General features: G+C 43.5%; 21 protein-coding genes. 13 read left to right on the top strand and 8 right to left on the bottom strand.

Annotation, left to right across the window (positions count from 1 at the left end; translation table 11 throughout):
- The first annotated feature begins 54 nt into the window (after positions 1–54).
- Positions 55–618, top strand: coding sequence for a methylated-DNA--[protein]-cysteine S-methyltransferase (locus LK453_RS10345; RefSeq protein ID WP_201536648.1), 564 nt, complete (start codon positions 55–57; stop codon positions 616–618).
- Here the strand turns inward: LK453_RS10345 and LK453_RS10350 are convergent.
- On the bottom strand, positions 615–1,613 hold the full coding sequence (locus LK453_RS10350) for a GlxA family transcriptional regulator (RefSeq protein ID WP_201536645.1): 999 nt from the start codon (positions 1,611–1,613) through the stop codon (positions 615–617). The two genes, LK453_RS10345 and LK453_RS10350, sit on opposite strands and share 4 nt — an antisense overlap.
- A gap of 284 nt (positions 1,614–1,897) precedes the next feature.
- Here LK453_RS10350 and LK453_RS10355 point away from each other — a divergent pair, with 284 nt between their 5' ends.
- The 8 genes from LK453_RS10355 to LK453_RS10390 all read left to right on the top strand — a co-directional run bounded on the left by LK453_RS10355 (position 1,898) and on the right by LK453_RS10390 (position 12,149).
- Positions 1,898–3,703: an acyl-CoA dehydrogenase gene (locus tag LK453_RS10355; RefSeq protein WP_201536642.1), complete on the top strand. Its 1,806-nt coding sequence runs from the start codon at positions 1,898–1,900 to the stop codon at positions 3,701–3,703.
- Between the two features lie 122 nt (positions 3,704–3,825).
- Positions 3,826–4,608: an SDR family NAD(P)-dependent oxidoreductase gene (locus tag LK453_RS10360; protein ID WP_201541650.1), complete on the top strand. Its 783-nt coding sequence runs from the start codon at positions 3,826–3,828 to the stop codon at positions 4,606–4,608.
- A gap of 53 nt (positions 4,609–4,661) precedes the next feature.
- Entirely contained in the window at positions 4,662–5,423 is a 762-nt protein-coding gene (locus LK453_RS10365; protein WP_201541648.1) for an SDR family oxidoreductase, read from the top strand.
- 379 nt (positions 5,424–5,802) lie between these two features.
- Positions 5,803–6,510, top strand: a complete 708-nt coding sequence (locus tag LK453_RS10370) for a 2Fe-2S iron-sulfur cluster-binding protein (protein WP_201536637.1) — start codon at positions 5,803–5,805, stop codon at positions 6,508–6,510.
- Positions 6,507–7,499 carry an FAD binding domain-containing protein gene (locus LK453_RS10375; protein WP_007394972.1) on the top strand — a complete coding sequence of 331 codons (993 nt, stop codon included), beginning with the start codon at positions 6,507–6,509 and terminating at the stop codon, positions 7,497–7,499. Before LK453_RS10370 ends, LK453_RS10375 begins: the two co-directional genes overlap by 4 nt.
- Positions 7,500–7,501: 2 nt before the next feature.
- The gene (locus LK453_RS10380; RefSeq protein WP_201536634.1) at positions 7,502–9,955 is read left to right on the top strand and encodes a xanthine dehydrogenase family protein molybdopterin-binding subunit; all 2,454 of its coding nucleotides are present in this window, start codon (positions 7,502–7,504) and stop codon (positions 9,953–9,955) included.
- A 119-nt stretch (positions 9,956–10,074) separates the two neighbouring features.
- Complete coding sequence (locus LK453_RS10385; protein ID WP_201536631.1) at positions 10,075–11,388, top strand: XdhC family protein; 1,314 nt, start codon at positions 10,075–10,077, stop codon at positions 11,386–11,388.
- A complete protein-coding gene (locus tag LK453_RS10390; RefSeq protein ID WP_201536628.1) occupies positions 11,388–12,149 on the top strand; it encodes an NTP transferase domain-containing protein in 762 nt (253 codons plus the stop codon). The genes LK453_RS10385 and LK453_RS10390 overlap by 1 nt, the downstream gene beginning before the upstream one ends.
- Before the next feature lie 95 nt (positions 12,150–12,244).
- Here the strand turns inward: LK453_RS10390 and LK453_RS10395 are convergent, their stop codons facing one another.
- A complete protein-coding gene (locus LK453_RS10395) occupies positions 12,245–12,991 on the bottom strand; it encodes a YebC/PmpR family DNA-binding transcriptional regulator (protein ID WP_044298406.1) in 747 nt (248 codons plus the stop codon).
- Between the two features lie 526 nt (positions 12,992–13,517).
- On the opposite strand from LK453_RS10395, the gene LK453_RS10400 reads away from it, so the two are divergent.
- From LK453_RS10400 to LK453_RS10410, 3 genes are all read left to right on the top strand, one after another.
- Positions 13,518–14,348, top strand: coding sequence for an ion transporter (locus tag LK453_RS10400; protein ID WP_201536625.1), 831 nt, complete (start codon positions 13,518–13,520; stop codon positions 14,346–14,348).
- 160 nt (positions 14,349–14,508) lie between these two features.
- Positions 14,509–15,813, top strand: coding sequence for an ABC1 kinase family protein (locus tag LK453_RS10405; RefSeq protein ID WP_201536622.1), 1,305 nt, complete (start codon positions 14,509–14,511; stop codon positions 15,811–15,813).
- Between the two features lie 266 nt (positions 15,814–16,079).
- Positions 16,080–16,754 carry a YoaK family protein gene (locus LK453_RS10410; protein WP_007394965.1) on the top strand — a complete coding sequence of 225 codons (675 nt, stop codon included), beginning with the start codon at positions 16,080–16,082 and terminating at the stop codon, positions 16,752–16,754.
- Between the two features lie 51 nt (positions 16,755–16,805).
- Here the strand turns inward: LK453_RS10410 and leuE are convergent, their stop codons facing one another.
- A complete protein-coding gene (gene leuE / locus LK453_RS10415; RefSeq protein WP_201536619.1) occupies positions 16,806–17,462 on the bottom strand; it encodes a leucine efflux protein LeuE in 657 nt (218 codons plus the stop codon).
- Between the two features lie 247 nt (positions 17,463–17,709).
- Positions 17,710–18,198, bottom strand: coding sequence for an Lrp/AsnC family transcriptional regulator (locus tag LK453_RS10420; RefSeq protein ID WP_044298405.1), 489 nt, complete (start codon positions 18,196–18,198; stop codon positions 17,710–17,712).
- A gap of 254 nt (positions 18,199–18,452) precedes the next feature.
- Between LK453_RS10420 and leuA the strand changes: the two genes are divergently transcribed.
- Positions 18,453–20,210, top strand: a complete 1,758-nt coding sequence (gene leuA / locus LK453_RS10425) for a 2-isopropylmalate synthase (RefSeq protein ID WP_007394961.1) — start codon at positions 18,453–18,455, stop codon at positions 20,208–20,210.
- 116 nt (positions 20,211–20,326) lie between these two features.
- Here the strand turns inward: leuA and LK453_RS10430 are convergent, their stop codons facing one another.
- The 4 genes from LK453_RS10430 to trhP form a co-directional block, all read right to left on the bottom strand.
- Positions 20,327–20,584 carry a YfhL family 4Fe-4S dicluster ferredoxin gene (locus tag LK453_RS10430; RefSeq protein WP_201536616.1) on the bottom strand — a complete coding sequence of 86 codons (258 nt, stop codon included), beginning with the start codon at positions 20,582–20,584 and terminating at the stop codon, positions 20,327–20,329.
- A gap of 24 nt (positions 20,585–20,608) precedes the next feature.
- A complete protein-coding gene (locus tag LK453_RS10435; RefSeq protein ID WP_201536598.1) occupies positions 20,609–21,391 on the bottom strand; it encodes a YdcF family protein in 783 nt (260 codons plus the stop codon).
- A 274-nt stretch (positions 21,392–21,665) separates the two neighbouring features.
- Positions 21,666–22,064, bottom strand: a complete 399-nt coding sequence (locus tag LK453_RS10440) for an ACP-like domain-containing protein (RefSeq protein ID WP_201536595.1) — start codon at positions 22,062–22,064, stop codon at positions 21,666–21,668.
- A 460-nt stretch (positions 22,065–22,524) separates the two neighbouring features.
- Positions 22,525–23,982, bottom strand: coding sequence for a prephenate-dependent tRNA uridine(34) hydroxylase TrhP (trhP, locus tag LK453_RS10445; protein ID WP_201536592.1), 1,458 nt, complete (start codon positions 23,980–23,982; stop codon positions 22,525–22,527).
- Positions 23,983–23,989 lie beyond the last annotated feature (7 nt).

The following is a 23,989-nucleotide window of genomic DNA, read 5'->3' on the forward strand; positions in this document are numbered from 1 at the left end:
ATCTTAAAAAAATGGCATCATAAGGTGCCATTTTTTTGTTTGAGGACCCTGATAATGATTGTTACCATCACTCAGTTTGCACAGTACAGATTGTTACTTATTGCGTCTGCTGTGGCCTCCGAGACGCCGAAGTTGGTCAGCTTAGATTGGCTAGCAGATGGTCAAGAGTGGTCTGAATCAAAGTCACTGAACCCATTAAAAAAATATCACAGATTAGTTAATGAGGATTTTCAGTTTATAGATAAAAATAGCCTAAGCAAAGAAAGTCCAGTTGAGGCTTTGCTATTAACCACCATCACTCAATTAGAGCGTTATCACGCTGGCGAGTTACAACAGTTCGATATTTCTTTAGATTTGTCGTTGGGGACTCCGTTTCAACAAAGTGTCTGGAAAGCGTTGCAACAAATTCCTTATGGAGAAACTATAAGCTATGCTCAGTTAGCACAAAATATCGATAAACCGACAGCCTACCGCGCGGTGGCTAATGCCAATGGCAAAAACCCGTTTAGTATTATCATTCCTTGTCATCGAGTAGTGGCCAGCGATGGCGGTTTGGGCGGCTATACAGGGGGATTGGATAAAAAGCGGTTATTACTTAAGATTGAAAAGCCCGTTTAAATTAAAGTCCGAGAAAACTTCTGCTGATAAGCTTTGGGGGTCAAATTGGTAGCCCGTTTAAACAAGCGACTGAATGATGACAAGTCATGATAGCCTACTTGGTAGGCCAATGTTTTGATACTGACATCCGCCGACTCAAGCAGCCGCTTCGCTTGCTCAATTCTCACTGCCTGAATATATTCAATAGGGCGCATCGATAAACAAGCTTGAAAACGTCTATTCAGGGTTCGTGGTGTAATATTAACTAGAGCCGCCAGTTCGTTTACCTGTAATGACTCAGTGTAATGCTGTTCAATATAATGCTGTATTCGAGTTACCACAGGGTCTGAATGTGGGCTGTGCAAGGTAGCATTGGTATAGCTACTCTGGTCGCCTATTTTTTTATCAATGACTTGGGTCTTGGCGACCTGTGCTGAAACCTCTCGACCACAATAGCGTTCTATCAGTAACAGTGCTAAATCATAAAAAGCACTGCCGCCTGCTGCACAAAATATATTGTCTGACTGGGTAACGAACTGCTTCGGCTGCAAATCTACCTCAGGATAATCTTGCTTAAACTTACTGGCATAGCCCCAGTGAGTGGTCGCGGTCTTACCTTGTAACAGTCCTGCCTCAGCCAATAAAAAAGCACCACTACAATTACTGGCGATATCGGTTTGGGTATCGGCCAAACGCTGTAGGTGGCTGATAAGTTCACGGTTGCTTGCCAGCACTTTATCAATTGAGTCACCAATGGTGGGAATAAGCAGTAAATCACACTCGGCTACCTGTTTGATATCACAATGTGCCTGCATGATTAAACGATTGCTACAGCGAATATTGGCACCGTTTAAACTGGCAATCTGCACTTTAAATCTCGGCTGTATTGCCTGTCCTAAAAAGCGTTGCCAACTAACACCGGTAAACGAAAACAAGTCTAAAGCGCCCGTGAGCGCACTACCGAGCACCCCATCGAAGCCGACAATAATGACGTTAAATGGTTGATTGTTATGCATGTTCATTCCTTTGAATGCTGTAATGGATACTGATGAATGCTTGCGGGTGTGATAAACAACGTTAAGCAAGAGTTTTGTCAGTTATGCCCTTAATTATGTCATAAATGACAATAGGGTGGCTGCTAAAATTAGACTAGTATTGAATAACTAGCCTTAATTGAATAACCGGCCTTAAATGCTAAACGTTAAGTGCTAATCACCAACAGCGCTAGATGAATAGTTTGAATGAACGATCTAAACAATGGGCTAAATCAGTAGCCAGTAGAATTAATGGAGCAAGTAGCATGGACGCAGATATCCTGATTAATGAGTTTGAATTACCGTTTCAGCTTTATGATGTATTAGACACCGAAAAATTATGTCAGCACCCTAAGTTCGCTGAGCATTCACGTGATACCTTCGATGCCACTATCGATACCGCCAAGAAAATCGCCACTGATTTATTTCTGCCTCACAATACAACCGCTGACAAAGATGAGCCTAAGTTCGATGGCCAGAAAGTCAGTATGATAAAAGAGGTGAAAGTTGCCTTTGACGCTTTTAGAGAATCGGGGTTTATTGCCGGGCGTTATAACTTTGAAGAGGGCGGAATGCAGCTGCCAGAGACCGTAATGACCGCGCTAAGTGGTTATTTTATGGCCGCAAACCCAGCTACCACAGCCTATCCCTTTTTGACCTCAGCGGCCATCAATGTGTTGACTCACTTTGCCGATGACACCATTAAACAAGCATTTATCCCGCGCATGTTAACCGGCGAATTTACCGGAACTATGGCGTTGACTGAACCTCATGCAGGCTCGTCATTGGCAGATATTCGAACCACAGCTATTAAGCAAGAGGATGGTACTTATCGTATTCGCGGCAGTAAAATCTATATTTCAGGCGGCGATCATGAGTTATCTGACAATATTGTGCATTTGGTACTGGCCAAAGTTCCGGGTGGGCCGGCAGGGGTAAAAGGCATTTCCTTATTTGTGGTTCCCAAATACCGTCTGGACGAGCAAGGTCAAGTTGCTGAGCGTAATGACGTACATTTAGCAGGTTTGATTCACAAACTAGGCTATCGTGGCACCACTTCGACTGCTTTGAGCTTTGGTGATAATAATGAGTGTGTGGGCTATCTAATCGGTGAAGAGGACTTTGGTCTTCGCTACATGTTTAAGATGATGAATGAAGCCCGTATTGCGGTAGGCTTTGGGGCGGCAATGATAGGCTACCGTGGCTATCAGTATTCGCTAGCCTATGCCAAAGATCGGTTACAAGGACGTGTCGCACCACATTTAAGCCCAGAAGATGATGCTGCCCCAATTATTGAGCATGGCGATGTGAAGCGGATGCTATTGGCGCAAAAGGCCTATAGCGAAGGTGGAATATCTTTGTGTTTGTATGGCTCAAACTTAATTGATCGCATTAATACCTGTGACGATGAGACCCAAAAGCAAGAGTTGGCTGAGCTATTGGATTTATTGACCCCAGTATTAAAAGCTTGGCCGTCAGAGTATGGCCCTAAAGCCAATGATTTGGGCATTCAAGTATTGGGCGGTGCAGGCTATACCAGAGAGTATCAAGCTGAGCAGTTTTGGCGTGATAACCGTTTAAATCCCATTCACGAAGGCACCAATGGCATTCAAGCATTGGACTTAACCTTCCGTAAACTATGGCAAAAGCAGGGTTTAGGGTTAAAAGTATTACAGCAAGAAATCACTCGAGACCTCACGGCTATTACCACTCCACAAACCGCCAAACTTGCCAAAAAATTAATGGTTTATATCGAACAGTTGCAACCTCTATTGCAGCATGTGGGTCAAACCCTAACCACACCGCAGACGGCCACTTTGACTGCCAACGCTCAAGCGCTGATGAATGTATTTGCCACTATGGTTATAAGCTGGATTTGGATTCGTCAAGCCAGCAAGGCTGAGCAACTATTGGCGCTTACTGAAGATAGCGATAAACAAAACTTTTATCACGGCAAAATACAGGCGGCAAAATACTTCATCGATTGGGAGTTACCGCTTATTCAACGTGATATCGAGCTATTAACCGCTGACAATTCAGTGTGTAGCGATATGCAGCCACAGTGGTTTTAGCCACTTTAAATTAACTATCTGTTAGATGTATAACGATTATCTGTCAATTGGATAACCCTGAATTTAATAGCCCTTAATCTCATAATCTTTAATATAAAAACCGAACTAAGCTGAGTATCAAAATGGAATTTGAACCCAACAAAACCGTCGCAAACGTTTTAAATAAACGCATTTTAATTACAGGCGGCGCTTCAGGTATTGGCGCAGCCAGCGCACGGCTATTGGCCAGTCGCGGTGCCAAAGTAGTGATTGCTGATTTGGCTGAGGATTTGGGCCAGGCTTTAGCAGAACAAGCTCAGGCGTCAGGCCAAACGATAAGCTTTATGAAAGTAGACGTCACTCAAGCTGCTGAAGTTGAAGCGTTATTTGCTTATGCAGTGAAGCAATTGGGAGGCCTTGATGTGGTCATCAATAATGCGGGGGTTGATCATCCGCCAGCGCCGCTACACCAGTTAACAGAGGACGACTTTGATCGCTGCATGGCGGTAAATGTAAAAGGGGTTTGGCACTGTATGCGCGCTGCTATTGCTTGCCTGAGCCCTAATGGTGGTGGTCAAGTGATTAACGTAGCCTCTATTGCCGGCCTACGCTCAGCCCCTATGCTGTCGGCTTACAGTGCCTCAAAGCATGCGGTAATTGGCCTGACCAAATCAGCAGCGATTGAGTATGCCCGCGCCAATATAAGGTTTAATGCTGTCTGCCCAAGCTTTATCGATACGCCTATGGTACGCAACAGCATGCTTAATATGAGTGAAAAGCAGCAACAAGCTCTACTGAAAGCCAGCCCTATGCGGCGACTGGGTAAGGTTGAAGAGATTGCCAGTGCGATTGCTTGGCTGGCCAGTGATGAGAGCACCTTCATGAATGGTCATAGCTTAACGTTAGATGGGGGTATGTTGGCATAACTATGCCGCATCTTGCCTGTAACGTGTATTTATCTACTAAAAAGGAATTTTTTATGAAAGACTTCTTTGATTTAACTGGAAAAGTGGCGCTGGTAACCGGTGCCAGTCGTGGCATTGGTGAAGCCATCGCCCGTTTACTGGCCGCTTATGGCGCAGAGGTCATTGTTTCTAGTCGCAAAATAGATGCGTGTCAGGCAGTGGCTGATAGTATCGTAGCAGACGGTGGAAAAGCCACGGCTTACGCCTGTCATGTCGGCGAAATGTCTCAGATTGAGGCCATATTTGAGCATATCAAAAATGAGTTTGGTCGTATTGATATCCTAGTCAACAATGCTGCTGCCAATCCTTATTATGGTCATATCTTGGACACCGATTTGGCTGCGTTTGATAAGACTGTTGACGTTAATATTCGGGGTTACTTCTTTATGTCGACAGCGGCTGGCAAGATGATGCGCGAGCAGGGCGGTGGGGTTATTTTAAACACCGCTTCAGTCAACGGGGTAAGTCCAGGCGATAAACAAGGTATATATTCTATTACCAAAGCGGCAGTCATCAGCATGACCAAAGCTTTTGCCAAAGAGTGTGGCCCTGATAATATTCGAGTCAATGCGTTACTGCCAGGACTAACTGATACTAAGTTTGCCTCAGCGCTCACCTCAAATGACAAAGTGCTTAATATGGCACTGGCAATGATACCGTTAAAGCGGGTGGCACAGCCTTCGGAGATGGCAGGCACCGTATTGTACTTGGTATCTGATGCTTCAAGCTATACCACAGGCGCTTGTATCAATGTGGACGGCGGCTTATTGACCTAGCATAAACAGAGCTTTCTATCTAAGAAACTAATCAGCTAATCAGCTTTATAAAGAAGACCTTCACTACTTAAGGTGGTGAGGGTCTTTTTTATGTCCAATGTTTTGATGCTTAGCGTTTTTTATGTTCAGAGTTTTTTGTGTTCAGTTTCTTATATGCAGAGTTTTTTATTTACCCTAAATTTAACAAACGTTTAGCGCTTGTTCAGACTCATTTATTAAGCCATCTAAAACAAAATAGTTATTTCGTTTACTAAAAAGCACAGTTTAACAACACGAGCTAATAAAAAAACTTTTGATTTTTCATTAGGATAGATAACAAAGCGGAAAAACTGTTTTTATAAGATTTTTACCCAAACTTCACTTGCCAGCGGACGCCAGCATGACAACTCTAACACTCAATATCAATAATAAACCCTATCAATTCGAAGACCTTGATCCTCGAACCACCATACTTGATCTTTGCCGCCATCATCTTAAGATTACCGGTCCCAAAAAGGGCTGTGATCATGGGCAATGTGGTGCCTGTACTATTTTAATTAATGGTCAACGGGTCAATTCTTGTCTTAGCCTAGCTGTAATGCATGAAGGGGATGAGATTACCACTATTGAAGGTATTGGTTTACCTGAAACCCTGTCTGATTTGCAAAAAGCATTTCGAGACAATGATGCCTTTCAGTGTGGTTATTGCACCCCTGGTCAAATTTGTTCAGCCACTGCTTTAATTGAAGAGGTGAAGCAAAACTGGCCAAGCTATGTTACCGAGGACTTAACCCAGCCAAATGCATTAATGGCACATGAGATAGCCGAGCGTATGAGTGGCAATATTTGCCGCTGCTCTGCTTATCCCAATATCATTAAAGCAATTACCGAAGTACTTGAAAAACAAATCCAACAAAATCAGCTGTTACAGACTGAGGTTCAAGTCGATTCTTCTAATGGCGCATTGTCTTCAACAGTGACCGGTATCTGGTCACCACCGCCTAGTGAAGCTCAATTAAAATCCCCACCTGCCAAAACTGATCAACATTCTAATACCGCCAACCCAAGTACTGCCAATCGCTCACAATTAACAGGAGTAAACTCATGAAACGATTTCAATATATACGTGCCAATGAGTTAAAGCCTGCTTGTATTGAGGGTAGTTCAAAAGGTGCTGCCTTTATTGGTGGAGGTACTAACTTAATTGACCTAATGAAGTTTGAAATTGAAACACCTATTAAATTGGTCGATATCACTCAGCTTGAATTAAAGCAGATTGAGTCAACTCCTGAAGGTGGCCTACGTATAGGGGCCTTAGTGACCAACAGTGATTTGGCAGCAAATCCTACCGTTATAGCCAATTATCCCGTGTTGTCACGCGCTATCCTAGCAGGGGCATCAGGTCAACTGCGTAATAAAGCCACTACCGGTGGTAACTTCTTACAACGTACCCGCTGCTTTTACTTTTATCAGACGGACAGTGCCTGTAACAAACGTGAACCAGGCACTGGCTGTCCTGCCATCGATGGTGAAAATCGTGAATTGGCCATCTTAGGTACCAGCGAACATTGTATCGCCCAGCACCCTTCAGACATGGCAGTGGCAATGCGCCTGTTAGATGCTACTTTAGAAACTCAAAAAGCAGATGGCACTACACGTAGCATCGAAATCAAAGACTTTTATCAGCTGCCCGGTGATACACCGCATATTGAGACCGTATTAGAGCCAGGTGAGTTAATCACTCATGTGGTATTACCACCGCCGATTAAAGGTATGCACACTTACGATAAGGTGCGAGATCGTGCCTCTTATGCGTTTGCATTGGTATCTTGCGCGGCGGTCATTGATGTCGATGCTGAGGGTACCTTATCCACTGTAAGATTGGCCTTTGGCGGTATTGGCTCTCAACCTTGGCGCAATGAAGCAGTCGAAGCCAGTCTAGAAGGCAGCAAAGGCAGTGTGCCTGATATCGTTAAAGCGGCTAATATCTTATTAAAAGAGGCGCAGGGACATGGTAAAAATGACTTCAAAATTGCTTTAACCCGTCGGTTACTAAAACAAATTATTGAGCGTGCTCTAGCCGCTAAGGACGCATAATCATGACTTTATTTGATACAGATATTTTGGGTTCTGAACCCACCAAAAAAATGATGATGAACGGGCCGGTTGAGACGCTGTTTGATAAGACTTCAAGCAAACTCGTTGGTCAGCCTATTACCCGAGTTGATGGGTCGCTTAAAGTGAGTGGTCAAGCGACGTACTCAGCAGAGTTTCATAGAGACAATATGGCATATGGTGTATTGGCCGGTGCTACTATTACCAAAGGTAAGGTTAAAAGTATAGATACTGATTCAGTAGCCGATATTCCAGGTGTTATCAAAGTTGTGACAGACGCCAAGCATTTTTTGCGTAACTCGCAGCAAGGCGGAAAGGCGAAAGCGCCTACTCAGGGTGCTACGGATGTTGATTATCACGGTCAACCGATTGCAGTGGTTATTGGAGAGACTTTAGAAGCCGCAACCGAGGGTGCTAATGCCTTGGTTATTACTTATGAAGATGAGACCGATAAAGCTGCACTAGAATTTAGTAAAGAGCTTAAAAACGCTCATGAAGTGAATGAGAAAGAAGGCTCGGATAAAAATAGTGTTGTAGGTGATCCGGATAAAGCTTTAGAGCAATCGCCAGTAACGGTAGATAATGTCTATACCACACCTAGCCAAAGTAACTCTGCTATGGAACCGCATGCCAGCCTTGCTTATTGGGAAGACGATGAGCTGACCATTTATTCAGCTAACCAAATGGTAGCATTTGGTCAAAAGCAAATTGCCGATGCGTTAGAAATTGGAAAAGAAAAAGTACATCTTATTTCTAAGTTTGTCGGTGGTGGCTTTGGTAGTAAATTGGGTATTGCTCCCGAAACTATTGCTGCAGCTATTGCGGCGAAACAACTCGAGCGTCCTGTACTTATTGTTATGACGCGTCCGCAAGTCATGGAAGCTACGGTACGTCGTTCAAATACCCGTCAACGTATTGCGCTGGGTAGCGATGAAAATGGGGTATTAAATACTATTATTCATGACACTATTAGTAGTAACCTGCCTAAAGAAAGCTTTTTTGAGCCTGCTGGCTTGTCAACTCATTTCTTATATCAGGGTGACAACCGTAGGGTAAGCTACGAAATGGTAGAAATGAATTGGACGTTATCTGGGTCAATGCGTGCCCCAGGCGAGGCGGTCGGCCAATTGGCTTTAGAATGTGCGATGGATGAGCTAGCCTGCAAATTAGGTATCGATCCTATTGAACTTCGTCGCCGTAATGAGCCTGAGGAAGACCCTTCACTTAAGGTGCCTTTTTCAACGCGTCAGTTACTGCCTTGTCTAGAGCAGGGCGCTAAAGCATTTGGCTGGGATGAAAAACACAATCCTAAGCCTGCCAGCCAGTTGGAAGGCGATTGGTGGATAGGAACGGGTATGGCAGTGGCCTCACGTGGCAATCAGTTAATGCCTGCTGAAGCTCGTGCTACGCTACAACTAGATCCTAGCAAATCTTTGGGTATAAAAGCGGTTATCGAGTCTGATATGACCGATATCGGTACTGGTTCCTACACAGTATTTTCCCAAGTAGCCGCAGACTTATTAGGCTTACCGATAGATCATATTGATATGCAATTAGGCGACAGTGATTATCCTTCTACTCCAGGGTCTGGAGGAAGCTTCGGGGCTGCTAGTGCGGGTAGTAGTATCTATCTAGCCTGTGCTGAGCTAAGAGAGCAGATTGCTAAATTGGTAGGATTACATGCCGATAATGTGCAATTAGAGCAAGGAAAAGTGTCCCAGACTGGAGAGCATGACCCTAGCTTGGCAGAAAGCGCTTTAGAAGCCGGTAAGGATGCATTAGATACTGCGCTAGACACGCTAAAAGACAACGTGGAAAATATCGCTGACAAGGCAGGACTGTCTGTGTCACTCACTGATTCTGATGAGACAGATTATGACTTTAGCGACTATGCCGCCTATCCTTTGGTAGATATTATCGCTAAGCTTGACGGACAGAAGCTAAGTGCTAAAGGGGCCATTGCTCCGGGTAAAAATGGTAAGTCACATCGCCAAGCTTGTTATGGGGCTAACTTTGCTGAAGTTGCTGTACATCGTGTCACTGGTGAAATTCGTGTTAAAAACATGACCGGCGCCTTCACTGCAGGTCGTATTTTAAATCATAAGCTTGCGACATCGCAGTGTTATGGAGGTATGGTATTCGGTATTGGCGCGGCGTTAATGGAAGAAATTATCCATGATAAACGCGATGGTCGACTGTGTAATCATGATTTGGCTGAGTATCATGTGGCAGTCAATGCAGATGTGCCACAGCTAGAAGTTATTTTAGTTGAAGAAGATGACCCTTATACCAACCCTATGCACATCAAAGGTATTGGTGAAACTGCCATTTCAGGCGCAGCAGCTGCCATTGCCAATGCGGTTTATAATGCGGTAGGGGTTCGAGTTTATGACTTCCCGATTACCTTGGATAAGCTGATTGATCAGTTACCTGATTAAGCTCTTGTTTTATTTTTAGGCTTAACTTATTCAACATAAGATTAGTTTTTTAGAACAAGATTGTTTATTTAAAACAATCTTGTTTCTTAAAAGACTATTTAAAACAAGAAGATGTGCTTATGAACAAGGTGTCCGACATTCTAAAACTTGCTGATCAGACCCTTAATGAGCAAGGTGAGGCAGTACTAGCGACCGTAGTCCATACTGAAGGTTCCGCATATCGTAAAGCGGGGGCTATGATGCTCATCTGTGCCGATGGTCGCTCAGCGGGCATGATTAGTGGCGGCTGTTTAGAGCCGCACATTATCAAAAAGGCGTTTTGGCTTACCCGTCAAGGTCCGGTGGTCCAGGTCTATCAGACGGGTGAGGGTATTGCCGATAAAGATGAGAGTGGTGCTACAAGTCATAGTGATGAACATGATATTGAAAATAGCATGGACAGCGAACTTGAGCTTAATTTTGGCTTAGGTTGTAATGGTCGAGTACACGTGCTGTTTGAACGATTGGCTTCTGCGGCGCAGTTACTTCAGAGCATGAAGCAGGTGCGTCGTAGTGGTCAGCCTATGACGGTGGCCACTTTAGTCCGTTCTGAGTCGTCTGATCATCCCATTGGTCTACATGTCAATTTAGATCAGTTTGCACTAAATAAAGACAGCATGGGAGTAAATGACCTCAGTGAACCAAGCCCCAATGATGCGATACATGATCCGATACTGAGTCAAGCCATAAACACATTGTGCTTAGAACAATATCAACAGAAGCCCGCACAATTTGTCACGCTACAAGGCGCAGTTGATAATTCGTTACAGCAGCGGGTACAGACTCAGTGGCTGGTACGCCGTTTACAGCCGCAAATTAAGCTACTAATCTGTGGTGCAGGTAATGACGTGATGCCTTTGGTCACGTTGGCAAAAATGCAGGATTGGCAGGTGACTGTTATTGATAGCCGTAGCCATTATGCTACCCGTGCTCGCTTTATGCAGGCTGATAGGGTGCTTTGTTTGCCTTTAGAGGACAGCGAAACCCTTATTGAACTTAGTCGCAATGCTGCGGTGGCGGTAATGTCGCACAGCTTGACTCAAGATAGAGCCCGACTTAAAGTATTGCTTGCCAATCCACCTGGCTATTTGGGTCAATTGGGACCGAAGTACCGTACTGAGCGTTTGATTGATGAGATTACCGAAGCGTATGATGGTAATGTCGATGAGTTTCAGGCCGGTATTGAGCAGTTACACTATCCAATTGGTTTGAAACTGGGTGGCGAGGGGCCTGAAGCCTTAGCTTTAGGTATCATGGCAGAAATCAATGCAGTCATGCACAAGGTAAACCTAAAAACTGTAAAGCTAAGCAATGTAATTAACAAACAGCCTGTGCAACGTTCACAAGTTGATTCAACTCAGGCGACTAACGCACAATTTGAAGTGTTTAATTAATGATAAAGCAAAACGCTAGCAATAAAGACCCAAACTTACCGGAACAATCTCATGCTGTGATCCTATTGGCCAGTGGGTTAAGTCAGCGCTTAGGTCAGCCCAAGCAGCTATTAAAGAAGCAGTCTCAACCGCTGCTTGAGGTAATGACAAACCTAGCATTGGCCACGAACCCCAGTGCCATTTTATTGGTTATCGCTAGTTCACAGAGTGAAACTATCCAATTGAGTCAGACCTTGGCGGCACAGCATGATGTGGTGATGCCTGTGATTAACACCGAACCTGAACAAGGTATGGCGCACAGTCTAAGTTTGGCGATAGATACGTTAACTGCCAAAGTAGCGCAGGGCTTGTATATTGAGCGAGTACTGATATTAGGTGTGGATCAGATATTATTAGAGGCGACTCATTTACAGCAGTTGCTGGCAGGCGATAATGGGATTAGAGGCATTAAACAGGTGGGCTCATATAATAAAGTCATTGCCAGCCACTATCCTAAATCTTATGAAATTACAGAAAAGACTTCATCCCATCTTGAACATACAGACGATAGTAAATCCATTGTCGGCTTACCCATCAACATTGATTACCAGCTATTAATTCAGTGGCAGCCGCTACTTAACGGCGATAAGGGGCTGCGTTACTTAATTAGAAGTTTATCCAATAATGAGCTCAGTGTGGTTGACAATAGTAAGCTTAGTCTCGATATTGACACCCCTGAGCAGTTGCAGTTTGCGATAAAACAAGGCTGGTTAGACCCATAAAAAATCCCGCTAAATATTAGCGGGATTTTTTATGGTTTATGTCTAATCAATAGAGCTGTCTTTTATCACTTTATATATCGTCGCGGCAAATAGACTTATGACAATTGTTGTAAGATTTCGTCAGGGAAGTCGACGTTGGTATGCACATCTTGTACATCGTCTAAATCTTCTAACATATCGATCATTTTCATGACTTTTTCAGCATCTTCGATATTGTCAATTAAGGCAGTGGTCGAAGGCGACATGGTTACTTCCGCGTTGCTCGATTCATAGCCAGCCGCATTTAAAGCATCTTTTACCGCCCCAAAGCTTGCCGGTTCAGTGATAACCAATAAGCTCTCACCATCGTTTTCAATATCCAACGCGCCAGCATCTAATGCCACTAGCATGATTTCATCTTCCAGTGACACATCGTCAAATAAGATTTCACCGCGTTTGGTAAACAGATAAGACACTGAGCCTGACGTGCCTAAGTTGCCATCAAACTTGGTAAAGGCGTGACGTACTTCACTCACTGTACGGTTAACGTTGTCAGTCATGGTCTCAACCAAGACAGCCACACCGCCTACGCCGTAACCTTCATAGGTCAGCTCATCCATTTCGCCGCCTTCAGCATTACCGGCCCCACGCTCGATAGCGCGCTGAATGGTGTCTTTGGTCATATTTGCTGAAAGTGCTTTTTCAACTGCCGCACGTAAGCGAGGGTTGGTCTCGGGATCAGGTTCACCTTGCTTGGTCGCGGAAACCAGCTCACGAATAATTTTAGTGAAGACTTTGCCACGCTTGGCATCTTCTTTGGCCTTCTTGTGCTTGATATTTGCCCATTTAGAATGACCTGCCATAATGTGTTTATCCTTATAAATTACGTTAAACAAATTAATTGTCAAAAACGACTTTAATGTCATAAAGGCAAAGTAGTTCTGCGACTGTAAGAATAGGCCAGCCACAGCACACTTATGCCGTCCATCTGCTAACTTAATATCCCAATAACTTATCATTCATGTCATTGAGAGAAGGGGGTTGTACGGTAATAGCTAATGACCTTTAATCAATACAGATCAATATAAATCAGTTCTCGATAAAAGGTGTTAACACGATATTGTGTCTAGGATAGCTGACTGTAGAGAAGCGGCTCTTTAAAAGAGGGTCTTAACCAGTTTTAATCCCCTAACCACATTGGCTAAAACAGGCCAATTATAACAGAATTTATTGTGCTGTATTTTAGTCCCTGCTATCCAAGCTTATGGCAATATAGTGGCGTACTGCCTATCAAAACAACACAACGTTAAACAAAATTGGGGTAATAGGTAACATTGTTAACTTAATCACGTATAATGGCCTTCTATTATAGACCAGTAACCCGTATTTATGAAAAAACTCTCCTCAAATACGCTTAATAACCTACGCGATCGCATCCATATTATTATTGAAGGGACCGATACGCCTTTAGGTAAATTGTTCGATATTGTGCTATTGATAGCCATTGCCGCCAGTGTGGCTGTGGTGATGTTGGACAGTGTGCTGTATCTGCGTCTGCAATTTGGCACGGTATTCTTCTACGCCGAATGGTTCTTCACCATTTTGTTTACCATAGAATATCTGCTTCGCCTTTTTTCAGCGCCCAATCGTGTACGCTACGCCTTTAGCTTCTTTGGGGTAGTGGATTTGTTGTCGGTACTGCCCAGTTATTTAAGTCTGATATTTGGCGGCGTGCAGTACTTAATCGTGGTGCGTATTTTACGTATTCTGCGTGTGTTCCGAGTCCTTAAACTCAAGTCTTATATGCAGCAGGCAGGCTTCTTGGCCTCAGCACTTAGGACCAGTCAGCAGAAGATTACCGTATTCTTCTTATCATTAGTGCTGCTGGTTATGATCTTCGGTTCGGTTATCTACGTGGTAGAAGGTCCGGAAAATGGTTTTACCAGTATTCCGGTATCTATCTACTGGGCGACGGTAACCCTAACCACAGTAGGTTATGGAGATATGTCGCCGAAGACGCCGCTGGGCCAGTTTATAGCGACCATGGTGATGATGACCGGTTACTCCATTATTGCGGTACCCACCGGTATTTTTACCTCAGAATTGGCCAAAAGTATGCGCCCACAGCTACACCCAGTCACGTGTCCCAACTGCGGTAAGTTTGGTCATGCAGCCGGTGCTCAGTTTTGTGATCGTTGCGGTCACGATCTACATATCTAATTTTCGGTTATAATTTATAGGGTTACGGTCTTAACCTATTTTTTAATAGATCCAAATAACTGTTTTTTTTCATAGAACCGATTGACTATTTTTTTAATAGAACCAAATAACCTTTTTTTAATAGAACTAAATAACTGTTTTTTAATAGAACCAAATAACTATGCCTAATTTACTCAAAAAATCCTTCAATGTTGTAAATCGTGTTCGTCACACTGCCAGTGTTGCAGGGTTGTCTGCTTTAAGGGTAGCCAAAGGCGAGCGTCTTGACGCTGTCATGCTGCGTGAGACCTTCGAGCAATTGGGCACGACCTATATCAAAATTGGTCAGTTTATTGCCAGTACACCGTCTTTATTTCCTCGCGATTATGTTATTGCATTCCAAGGCTGTTTGGACCAAACCACGCCATTGCCCTTCAAGTATATTGAGCAAGTGCTACAAGAAGAGCTGTTAACCGATGGTCAGCGCTTAGAAGACTTATTTATAAAAATTGATGAAAAGCCATTGGCTTCTGCCAGTATCGCTCAGGTCCATGCCGCCACATTGCCGGATGGGCGAGAAGTGGTGCTCAAAGTACAAAAGCCAGATGTCGATGTCATTATGCAAACGGATCTTGGCGTGCTACACGGCGTGACCAAGATTATGGAAAAGCTAATGCCGCAAATGCGCTTTGCGAGTATCTCTCCCATTATTGATGAGATTCGTACCCGCATGTTGGCCGAGACTGATTTTATCGCAGAGGCAGCCAACATTAGAGATTTCCAGCAGTTCTTAAAGGTCACCGGCAACACAAGAGTTGTGGCGCCTGAAGTGGTGGATACGTTAACTACCAAGCGTGTACTGACCATGAGCCGCTTGCATGGTATCTCTATGATCGATGAAGTAGCGATGCGTCAGTACTGCGATGACCCTGCTCAAGTGATGGCCGATACTTTGAATACTTGGTTTACCAGTTTGATGCTGTGCAATAGTTTCCATGCTGATTTACATGCCGGCAACTTGATGCTGCTAGAAGATGGCCGTATTGGGTTTATTGACTTTGGTATCGTCGGTAAATTAGCCCCTGAAAGCTGGCAAGCCTGTATGGGTATGATGCAAGCATTGCAAGAAAACGATTATGTCACCATGGCCGGTTGTATGATCGACATGGGCATGACCTATGAGCGAGAAAAAGTAGATCAAGCTGAGCTGGCAGGCGACTTGGCAAAAATGATCACCCGCATCATGGCGGAAGACAAAACCTATACCAGCGGTAAGCCCTTTAATAGCAAAGAGCAGGCCGATGAACTTAATAAAATGATGTTAGAAATAGTGGAAGTGGGCAAGCGCCATGGTATTCATTTCCCACGAGATTTCGCTTTATTGACCAAGCAGATGCTCTATTTTGACCGTTTTATGCGTACTTTGGCCCCTGATATGGATATGTTTAACGATGCACGGGTTAGCTTACTGGGTAGTGCGCTATAAGCCGCATTGGGTAGCAGTTGGCAATCGTTCATGGTTGTTAACAGTTCAATGTTAATAGCCGTTTAATGGAAATATCAGTTTAATGTCAGTACCAATTTAACATCAGTATCAACTTAAAATCAGTAGCAAATTAATATCATTATCCGCTCAATAGCCATGGTTTATCCAATCGTGGGTCTATTGGGCGGCAGCAATAGCAATCATCAATAGCAAATAACTTTGATTTAAGGTCGTATTTTGTGAGGCCTTGACAATAAGTAGTGGTTATGATAACTAGATTACCTTTGTGGATTTTGATTGGCGGGGCAGTGCTGGCATTCAGTGCTGGCTGCGTTAATATTATTGCGTTAAGTGGCTTTACCAATTTGTCAGTGTCGCATGTGACCGGCAACGTCAGTCTTTTTTCGGCAGCATTGGCTCGATTTGATTGGTATAGAATATTTTTCATTGGCGCCTCGTTATTGTCTTTTTTGTCAGGCTCTATATTAAGCGGCTACTTAATTGGGCAAGATTCCTTAAAACTGGGCAAACGTTATGGGGTGGCATTGTTCACTGAAGCCGCCCTATTGTTTTGTAGTTTCTTATTGTTTTTCCATCATGATTATTTTGGTCAATTATTGGCAGCAATGGCGTGTGGCCTACAAAACGCGATGGTGGCCACTTATAGCGGTGCGGTTATTCGTACCACTCATTTAACAGGTCTGACCTCAGATATGGGGGCGGCGATTGGTAACTGGCTAGCTGGCCGTAGAATCAGTAAACTGACCCTTGGTTTTCAGGCCATCATCTGGTATAGCTTCTGTGGCGGAGGTGTGGTCGGTGCCTTTGGTTACTTTAAACTTGGTTATACTGCTATGCTCATACCTGTAGGCATTGTGTTGACGGCTGCTATGTTCTATCAAATAGCGTCCAATAGCCTGCCTGAGAAGCGAGATATTTAATACCTATTCATGGTGGCAATCAACACTAACAATATCTGTAATAAGGGCCATTTAAAGCAGTTGAGCCTGCCACAATTTGATCGCGAATCCGATAAACAGTAACCCGACCAAGGTCATGCTGACTACAATTAATAGCGGATGCTGACTGAATTTTTTGGACAGCTTTTGTCCTGAAAAGGCCAGTACGGTGAGATAAGTAAAGCTGATAATTTGCAGTATCACTGCCAGTAAAAAAAATGACAGCAAAGGGTGCGGGTAATTGGGGTCTACAAATTGAACAAAAAACGATAAGAAAAACAAAATAGCTTTGGGGTTGGTCAAGCTCAGCAGCATGGCCCGATAAAAATAGTTTTGTTGGGCGCTAGGGGCCTTAATTTGCGGTGTGGCTTCTGCCAGTAGGGCACGCTGCGAGTAGGTATGGTAAGCGCCTATGAGCAATTTAACCCCAAGGTACATCAAGTACAGCCCACCGATTAATTTGATGGCATTAAATAGTGAGGGATAAAGCTTGAGTAAGCTACCCGCTCCAAACACCGTAATCAATATTAAGATACCATCACCGATGAAAATACCAGCTATCGCTTGATAACCTTTGCGAATCCCATGAGCGGCAGCCACGGACAAACAATATAAACTATTGGGTCCGGGCAATAAAATAATAGCGATAGTACCTATGATGTAAGCGGTAAGGTCGGTTATGCCGTACATGTAGGCTCCTTTGGCCTGAGTCATAAATCACTTATTATAGGACGTTTTTTGTCAGTTAAGTAAGGTGTTGGTCACTTATTTTACTGGCTTGGTGATGGCCTTAGTTTGTTTGACTTTGTCTATTTTTGTTTGGTACAAGCATTCGTATTTCTAAGCTAGCAGTGGTCGACGTTAGCCTTTTGAGTGTTAGGGGCTATCTGCTTGTTTCTACAATTATTTTTTACAATATAGCGGCTAACAGTTGTAGCTAGCTAATAATGCCTCGGTTAAAAACTTCACGCAGCTCAAAGCTGGTGTGCACCTGACTGACCCCTTCAATACGGTTTAAACGGTGCAATAAGAACTCCTCATAATGTGCCATATCACGCACCACAACTTTCAATAAATAGTCTTCACTACGGCCGGTGACAATACTGCAGCTGACCACCTCATCAAAGCTTTGTATTTTATTTTCAAACTGTGAAAACCTCTCTGCCGTATGCCGATCCATACTGACCGCAATAAATATTGACAGACTATAGCCTAATTTCTGGGGGTCCACTTCCGTATGATAGCCAGTAATGATACCTGTCTCTTCAAGGCGTTTGATACGTCTGGCACAAGGTGTTGCTGACAAATGTACCGCTTCTGCAATATCGGTAATGCTCATACGCGCATCTTGTTGCAGTAATACCAAAATTTGACGGTCAATATGGTCTAAATCAGGATGGTCGATGAAATGTGAGCGATCAGTCATAGTCATTTATCAGGCTCTCTATAATTTTATTAGATTAATTCACTAATTTTATATAGATAATTAGAGTTAAGTGCTAATTATAGCCTTAATTAGACGTCATTTTGCAGTATTATTTTCAATATTCTTTGTTAAGATAGTTAGCATAGATTAATATATAAAGCAGTCGACAAAGACTCGCGATATAATACTTATTAATTTTGTTGTACCCAGCTGTTAATTGTAATTAAAAAATAATAGACCATAGAGGGCAATCCATGAGCCAAGTTACTGACCGAGCACCATCAGTTGAACCCAAAGTTAAGCCAAAGTTTGACGCTTTTGATTTTCGCAAATATCAGCCTTTTGCCTTTGCGCCGAATCTAGCGGACCGTACCTGGCCGAACAAGACTATTGAAAAAGCACCAATTTGGGCCAGTGTGGATCTGCGTGATGGTAACCAAGCTTTAATTGATCCCATGACCATTGACCAAAAAATGCAGTTTTTCAAATTATTGGTAGAAGTGGGCTTTAAAGAAATTGAAATCGGATTTCCCTCTGCGGCACAGGTCGAGTTTGATTTTGCGCGTAAATTGATTGAAGAAAATCATATCCCAGATGATGTGACCATTCAGGTATTGGTACAAGCGCGTGAGCATTTGATTGAGCGTACTTTTGAAGCATTAAAAGGGGCCCGTCGTGCGGTAGTTCACGTCTATAACTCAACCAGTAAAGTGCAGCGTGACAAAGTTTACGCCAAAGACCTTGCTCAAATTAAAGAAATTGCCATACAAGGCGCAAAAATGTTGCAGGATCATGCGGCTAAGCACCCTGACACAGAGTGGGTATTCCAATATTCACCAGAGAGCTTCAGTCAAACTGAACCCGATTATGCGGTAGAAGTGGTCAATGCGGTGAACGAAGTTTGGAAGCCAGAAGAGGGTCAGCAAGTTATCATCAACTTGCCAGCGACGGTTGAATCTTCAATGCCAAACGTCTATGCCGACCAAGTAGAATACTTCTGTCGCCATATCAAAAACCGTGAGCACGTTATCATCAGTCTACACACCCACAATGACCGTGGCAGTGCGGTAGCGGCAGCGGAGCTTGGGGTATTGGCAGGGGCTGATCGTATCGAGGGTACCTTGTTGGGTAATGGTGAGCGTACGGGTAACATGGATATCATGATTATGGCCATGAACCTATACAGCCAAGGCGTGGACCCAGAGCTTGATTTAAGTGATATGAGCCGCATCGTACAAGTGGTCAGTGAGTGTAACAACTTGCCTGTGCACCCCCGTCATCCGTATGTGGGTGAGTTGGTGTTCACTGCCTTTAGTGGCTCGCACCAAGATGCGATTAAGAAATCACTTGATTACAATGAGAAGAATAATCAGAGCACTCAGAATATCTGGGATGTCGCCTATCTACCCATCGACCCTGCGCACATTGGTCGTAGCTATCAAGATGTGGTACGTATTAACAGTCAGTCAGGTAAAGGCGGCGTAGCATATATTCTACAACGCAACTATGGCTTCAACTTACCGCGCTGGATGCAGATTGACTTTAGTCGTGTGGTACAACAAAAAGCCGAAGACGCTGCCCGTGAGCTTAAAAATGAAGAAATCTTGGAAGCCTTTGAATCTACTTACCTACAAAACTCTGGCTTTGAGTTGTTAGACCATAGTGTCAACAATAAGGGAGGTGAGGTTGAGTTTAACGGTCAAATTACCTTAAATGGTGAGACAATCGATATCTCTGGTCATGGTAATGGTCCACTGTCATCTTTCATCGATGGGGTAGCCCGTCATACCGGTAAGAAGCTACACATTATCAACTACTCTGAGCATGCAATTAGTCCTGAATTCATTCAGGGTGATGACGATGAGGGTCAAAGTGACAAAACCAATGCCAAGGCTGCCGCTTATATTCAGCTAAACGTGGATGGCGAGATTTATTCAGGTATTGGTACCCATACCAGTACGGTATCGGCCATGCTAAAAGGCGCATTGTCAGCGTTGTCACAAGCGCTTTAAGCTAAGTTAAGCTTTAGCCTATTCTTAAAAACTAGGCCTAGGCCTGCTATTAATAGTCAACGTTCATAAAAAAAGACCTGTCTAATTAGACAGGTCTTTTTTTATATATACCATTTTTATTTCGACCAAATGGCTTTGTGCTTTTGCAGCAGTTCTTCTTCAGTCTCAATACGTTCAGGGTCTGGGATAATGCAGTCAATCGGGCAAACCTTGTCACAGGTTGGCTCATCATAAAAGCCCACGCATTCTGTGCATAGATTGGGGTCAATCACATAGGTCTTTTGACCTTTTTGGTCATAGCTAATGGCCTCATTAGGGCACTCAGGTTCACAGATGTCACAGTTAATGCACTCAGAGGTAATCTTTAGTGCCATGGTCGTCTCCTAAAGGGTTACAGATTAATACTCACCCAAAATCCAGCCACTGATATAGGCAAAGTATTCACGGAACCAAGCATTGTACCGGGTCTCTAATGGGGTGGGGCTTGCCACTGTTACCAGATTGGTATAGCCCTGATGCTCAGCAATGGCTTTGGAGCGGGGCATATGAAAGTCACTGGTTACAATCGCAATAGGGTCCTCCAAGGAAATATTTTTATCGGTCAGAATCTTTTGACTGAATAAAAAGTTCTCTTCGGTGCTAGTGCTCTTTTTTTCTTGATAAATATCGTCTAATGGGATGCCATATAGCGCATATAAATACTGGGCCATGGCTTCGCCCTCACTGCGAGTCTCACCGATACCGACACCACCACTGGTAATCACAATGGCTTCTGGCTGCTCTCGGATTAAAGGCACCGCTGTATCCAGTCGGCTAGCTAGAGTAGGCGTGGGTATACCATCTTGAATACCGCCGCCTAAGATAATAATAGCGTCTACTTTTTCAAAAGGTTCGTTAGGCTGTCTAATATGGCTGTGCAGGGTAAAAGCAAATACTAAAAAGCTGACGAGCCAAATACCAAAACCAGCCCAAAGTGTTTTCCAAATCTTGCGTAAGTAATGATATTTGCCGAGTAGCTTTTTAATTTTAGGCCAAAAAATGCCATGGGCAATAAATATCATGCCTAGCAAAAACGGCACGACAGTACCGAAGTTGATTTTATCAGCAGCGATTAAAAAAATGCAGTCAATAACTAGGATTAAACCGACGATTATTAACAGGTATCTTAAAACATTTGGCATAACAATGGGTGACGGTGAGAGTTAGCTGCGTATTATAACGTTAAATAATAAATATTGGGGCTCAGCGACATTTTTGTTACTTTATTTTGGCACATAAAAAAAGCTTGGCTGCTAGGCGGCCAAGCTTTTAAACATCCTTGCTTAATTTTGGGTCCCTTTTTATGGATAGGGGTTTCCTATTTATGGTTACTCCCCTAGTTATGGATAGTTAGTTAGGGATAAAAAGTTATAACGAAGAGGTTAATAACTTTGACTTTCATAGGCTAATGACTGATTAACCTTGACCAACAGCAGTACAGTTTTGGAAGGCGCTGTCATTAGAGGGCGTATTAATATTTATGGCTTGTGCAAAAGGCGTGTCTTGAGAAGGGACACTGGCAGTTAACGTATAGCCTTGTGTTGAGTTAAAGGCGACGGCTGTTTCATTGGTATTGGCTGGATCAAGTTGTAATTGCTGAGTATTACCCTCTACTTCAAAAGAAGCTTGGGTAGGAGTGCCAGATTGATTAATGGCGTAATTAACAGTAACTTGTTTGCCTTGGTCACATTGATAATTGGCACTGACTTGATGAGGGGAGGTAGAAGTAGTGGCTTGATTGGGAGCAGTTTCAGCAAATGCTGGCGCGCCAAGAACTGTTGAGATACCGAATAATGCGATTGCTAATTTTTTCATAATAAAACTCTTTATATTTTAGTGAATTAAAATGCGCATCACCTCTTTATCAAGCATGGCAGTATTGCCGTTTATCTAATCATCTACCTATATCTTACTCATAGCCTAACACTTTGGGTACGGCGACTCTTTATTGTCAAAGCGTCTTGTTTAATTTTTTAGAAGTAACTCTTTAAAAGTAACTCTAAATGCCGTACATAAATGTTTAGATAAACCTGCTTGTGATGGCAATAAAAATATTAAGAGTTCTCGCCGCGTCTCTGTACTCAAGCTTTGTAAGGTTGCGTTAATTGCATAAATAATAACTTGTTGGATTATTTATATCGGGAGTACTGTGTAATTAGTACCCCCGAATGTTGTCGCAATCCTTCAGATAAGGCGGTTTATTTTAAAATGTTGCGATTAAATATTGAACCTTATCAGACAGTTAACCTCAAAATAACTGACTGAGACAAAGCAGTTAGCTAAATATTGGTTGTTTTACGTTTTTCATAACCAAGGCAAACTGTAGCATTTCACGATCAATGTCCTTAAACGGATTAATAATTTGTGCTGTCCATCCCGAACCCAATGCTGCTTCTATAGGATTGCCTTTTTTGTCCCACATTTGATCAAGCGTATAGGTCAGGTTGCCTTTAGGGGTCATTACCTCAATAGTGTCGCCGACCTCAAGTTTGTTTTTAATCTCTAAAGTAAGTCGGTCATCAGTGATATCAGTTACCTCCGCGACAAACTGCTGTTGGTCAGTTTTTGAGGCTCCGTATTCATAGTTTTGATAGTCGCTGTGAACATGACGACGTAAGAAGCCTTCGGTGTAGCCGCGGTTTGCTAGCCCATCTAAAGCTCCGATTAATGACTCATCAAAAGGCTTGCCGGCGACCGCATCATCAATGGCTTGGCGATACACTTGAGCAGTACGGGCCACATAATAGTGCGACTTAGTACGGCCTTCAATTTTTAAGGAATGTACGCCCATGGCGGTCAGCTCAGGCACCAATTCGACGGCGCGCAGGTCTTTGGAGTTCATGATATAAGTGCCATGCTCATCTTCATACATGGCCATCAGCTCACCTGGACGGTTTTGTTCTTCTAGTAACACCACTTCATCGCTTGGTGCTTGCACATAATCATCACCCATCACCACGTCACCGTTAAGATTGACGGTTTCGATTTGTTTTGAGTCGGCAGTTTGTTTTGAGTCAGTATTAGTGGGGTTGAATTGCTGTACTTCATTTTGGACAGGTACGATATCACCGGTAACGTTCTCTTCAGCTTTATAAGTGTTGTAACTCCAGCGACAAGCGTTGGTACAGGTGCCTTGGTTGGCATCACGTTTGTTAATATAGCCTGACAATAAGCAGCGACCAGAGTAGGCCATGCATAGCGCACCATGCACGAATACTTCAATCTCCATGCCGGGTACTTCATCGATGATTTGCTTAATCTCTTTTAGCGACAATTCGCGAGAAACGATGACACGGCTTACTCCCATTTGCTTCCAAAATTTAACCGTTGCCCAGTTAACGGCGTTGGCTTGTACTGACAAATGAATTTCCATTTCTGGGAAGTTTTCACGCACCATCATAATCATGCCAGCATCTGACATAATTAACGCATCAGGCTTCATTTCAATGACGGGACGGATATCTTCGATAAAGGTCTTAAGCTTAGCATTATGGGCCTGAATATTGACCACGACATAAAACTTCTTGCCTAAGCTATGTGCATATTCAATGCCGCGGCGTAGGTTGTCTTCATCAAAATCATTGTTACGCACGCGCAAGCTGTAACGCGCCTGACCGGCATATACCGCATCCGCACCATAAGCAAAAGCATACTGCATGTTCTTAAAAGTACCAGCAGGACAGAGTAGCTCAGGTGTGCGAAGGGTCTGGGTATCTTGATTTGATTGAGTCATGTGATTA

Source organism: Psychrobacter sanguinis, from assembly GCF_020736705.1.
Taxonomy (GTDB): Bacteria; Pseudomonadota; Gammaproteobacteria; order Pseudomonadales; family Moraxellaceae; genus Psychrobacter; species Psychrobacter sanguinis.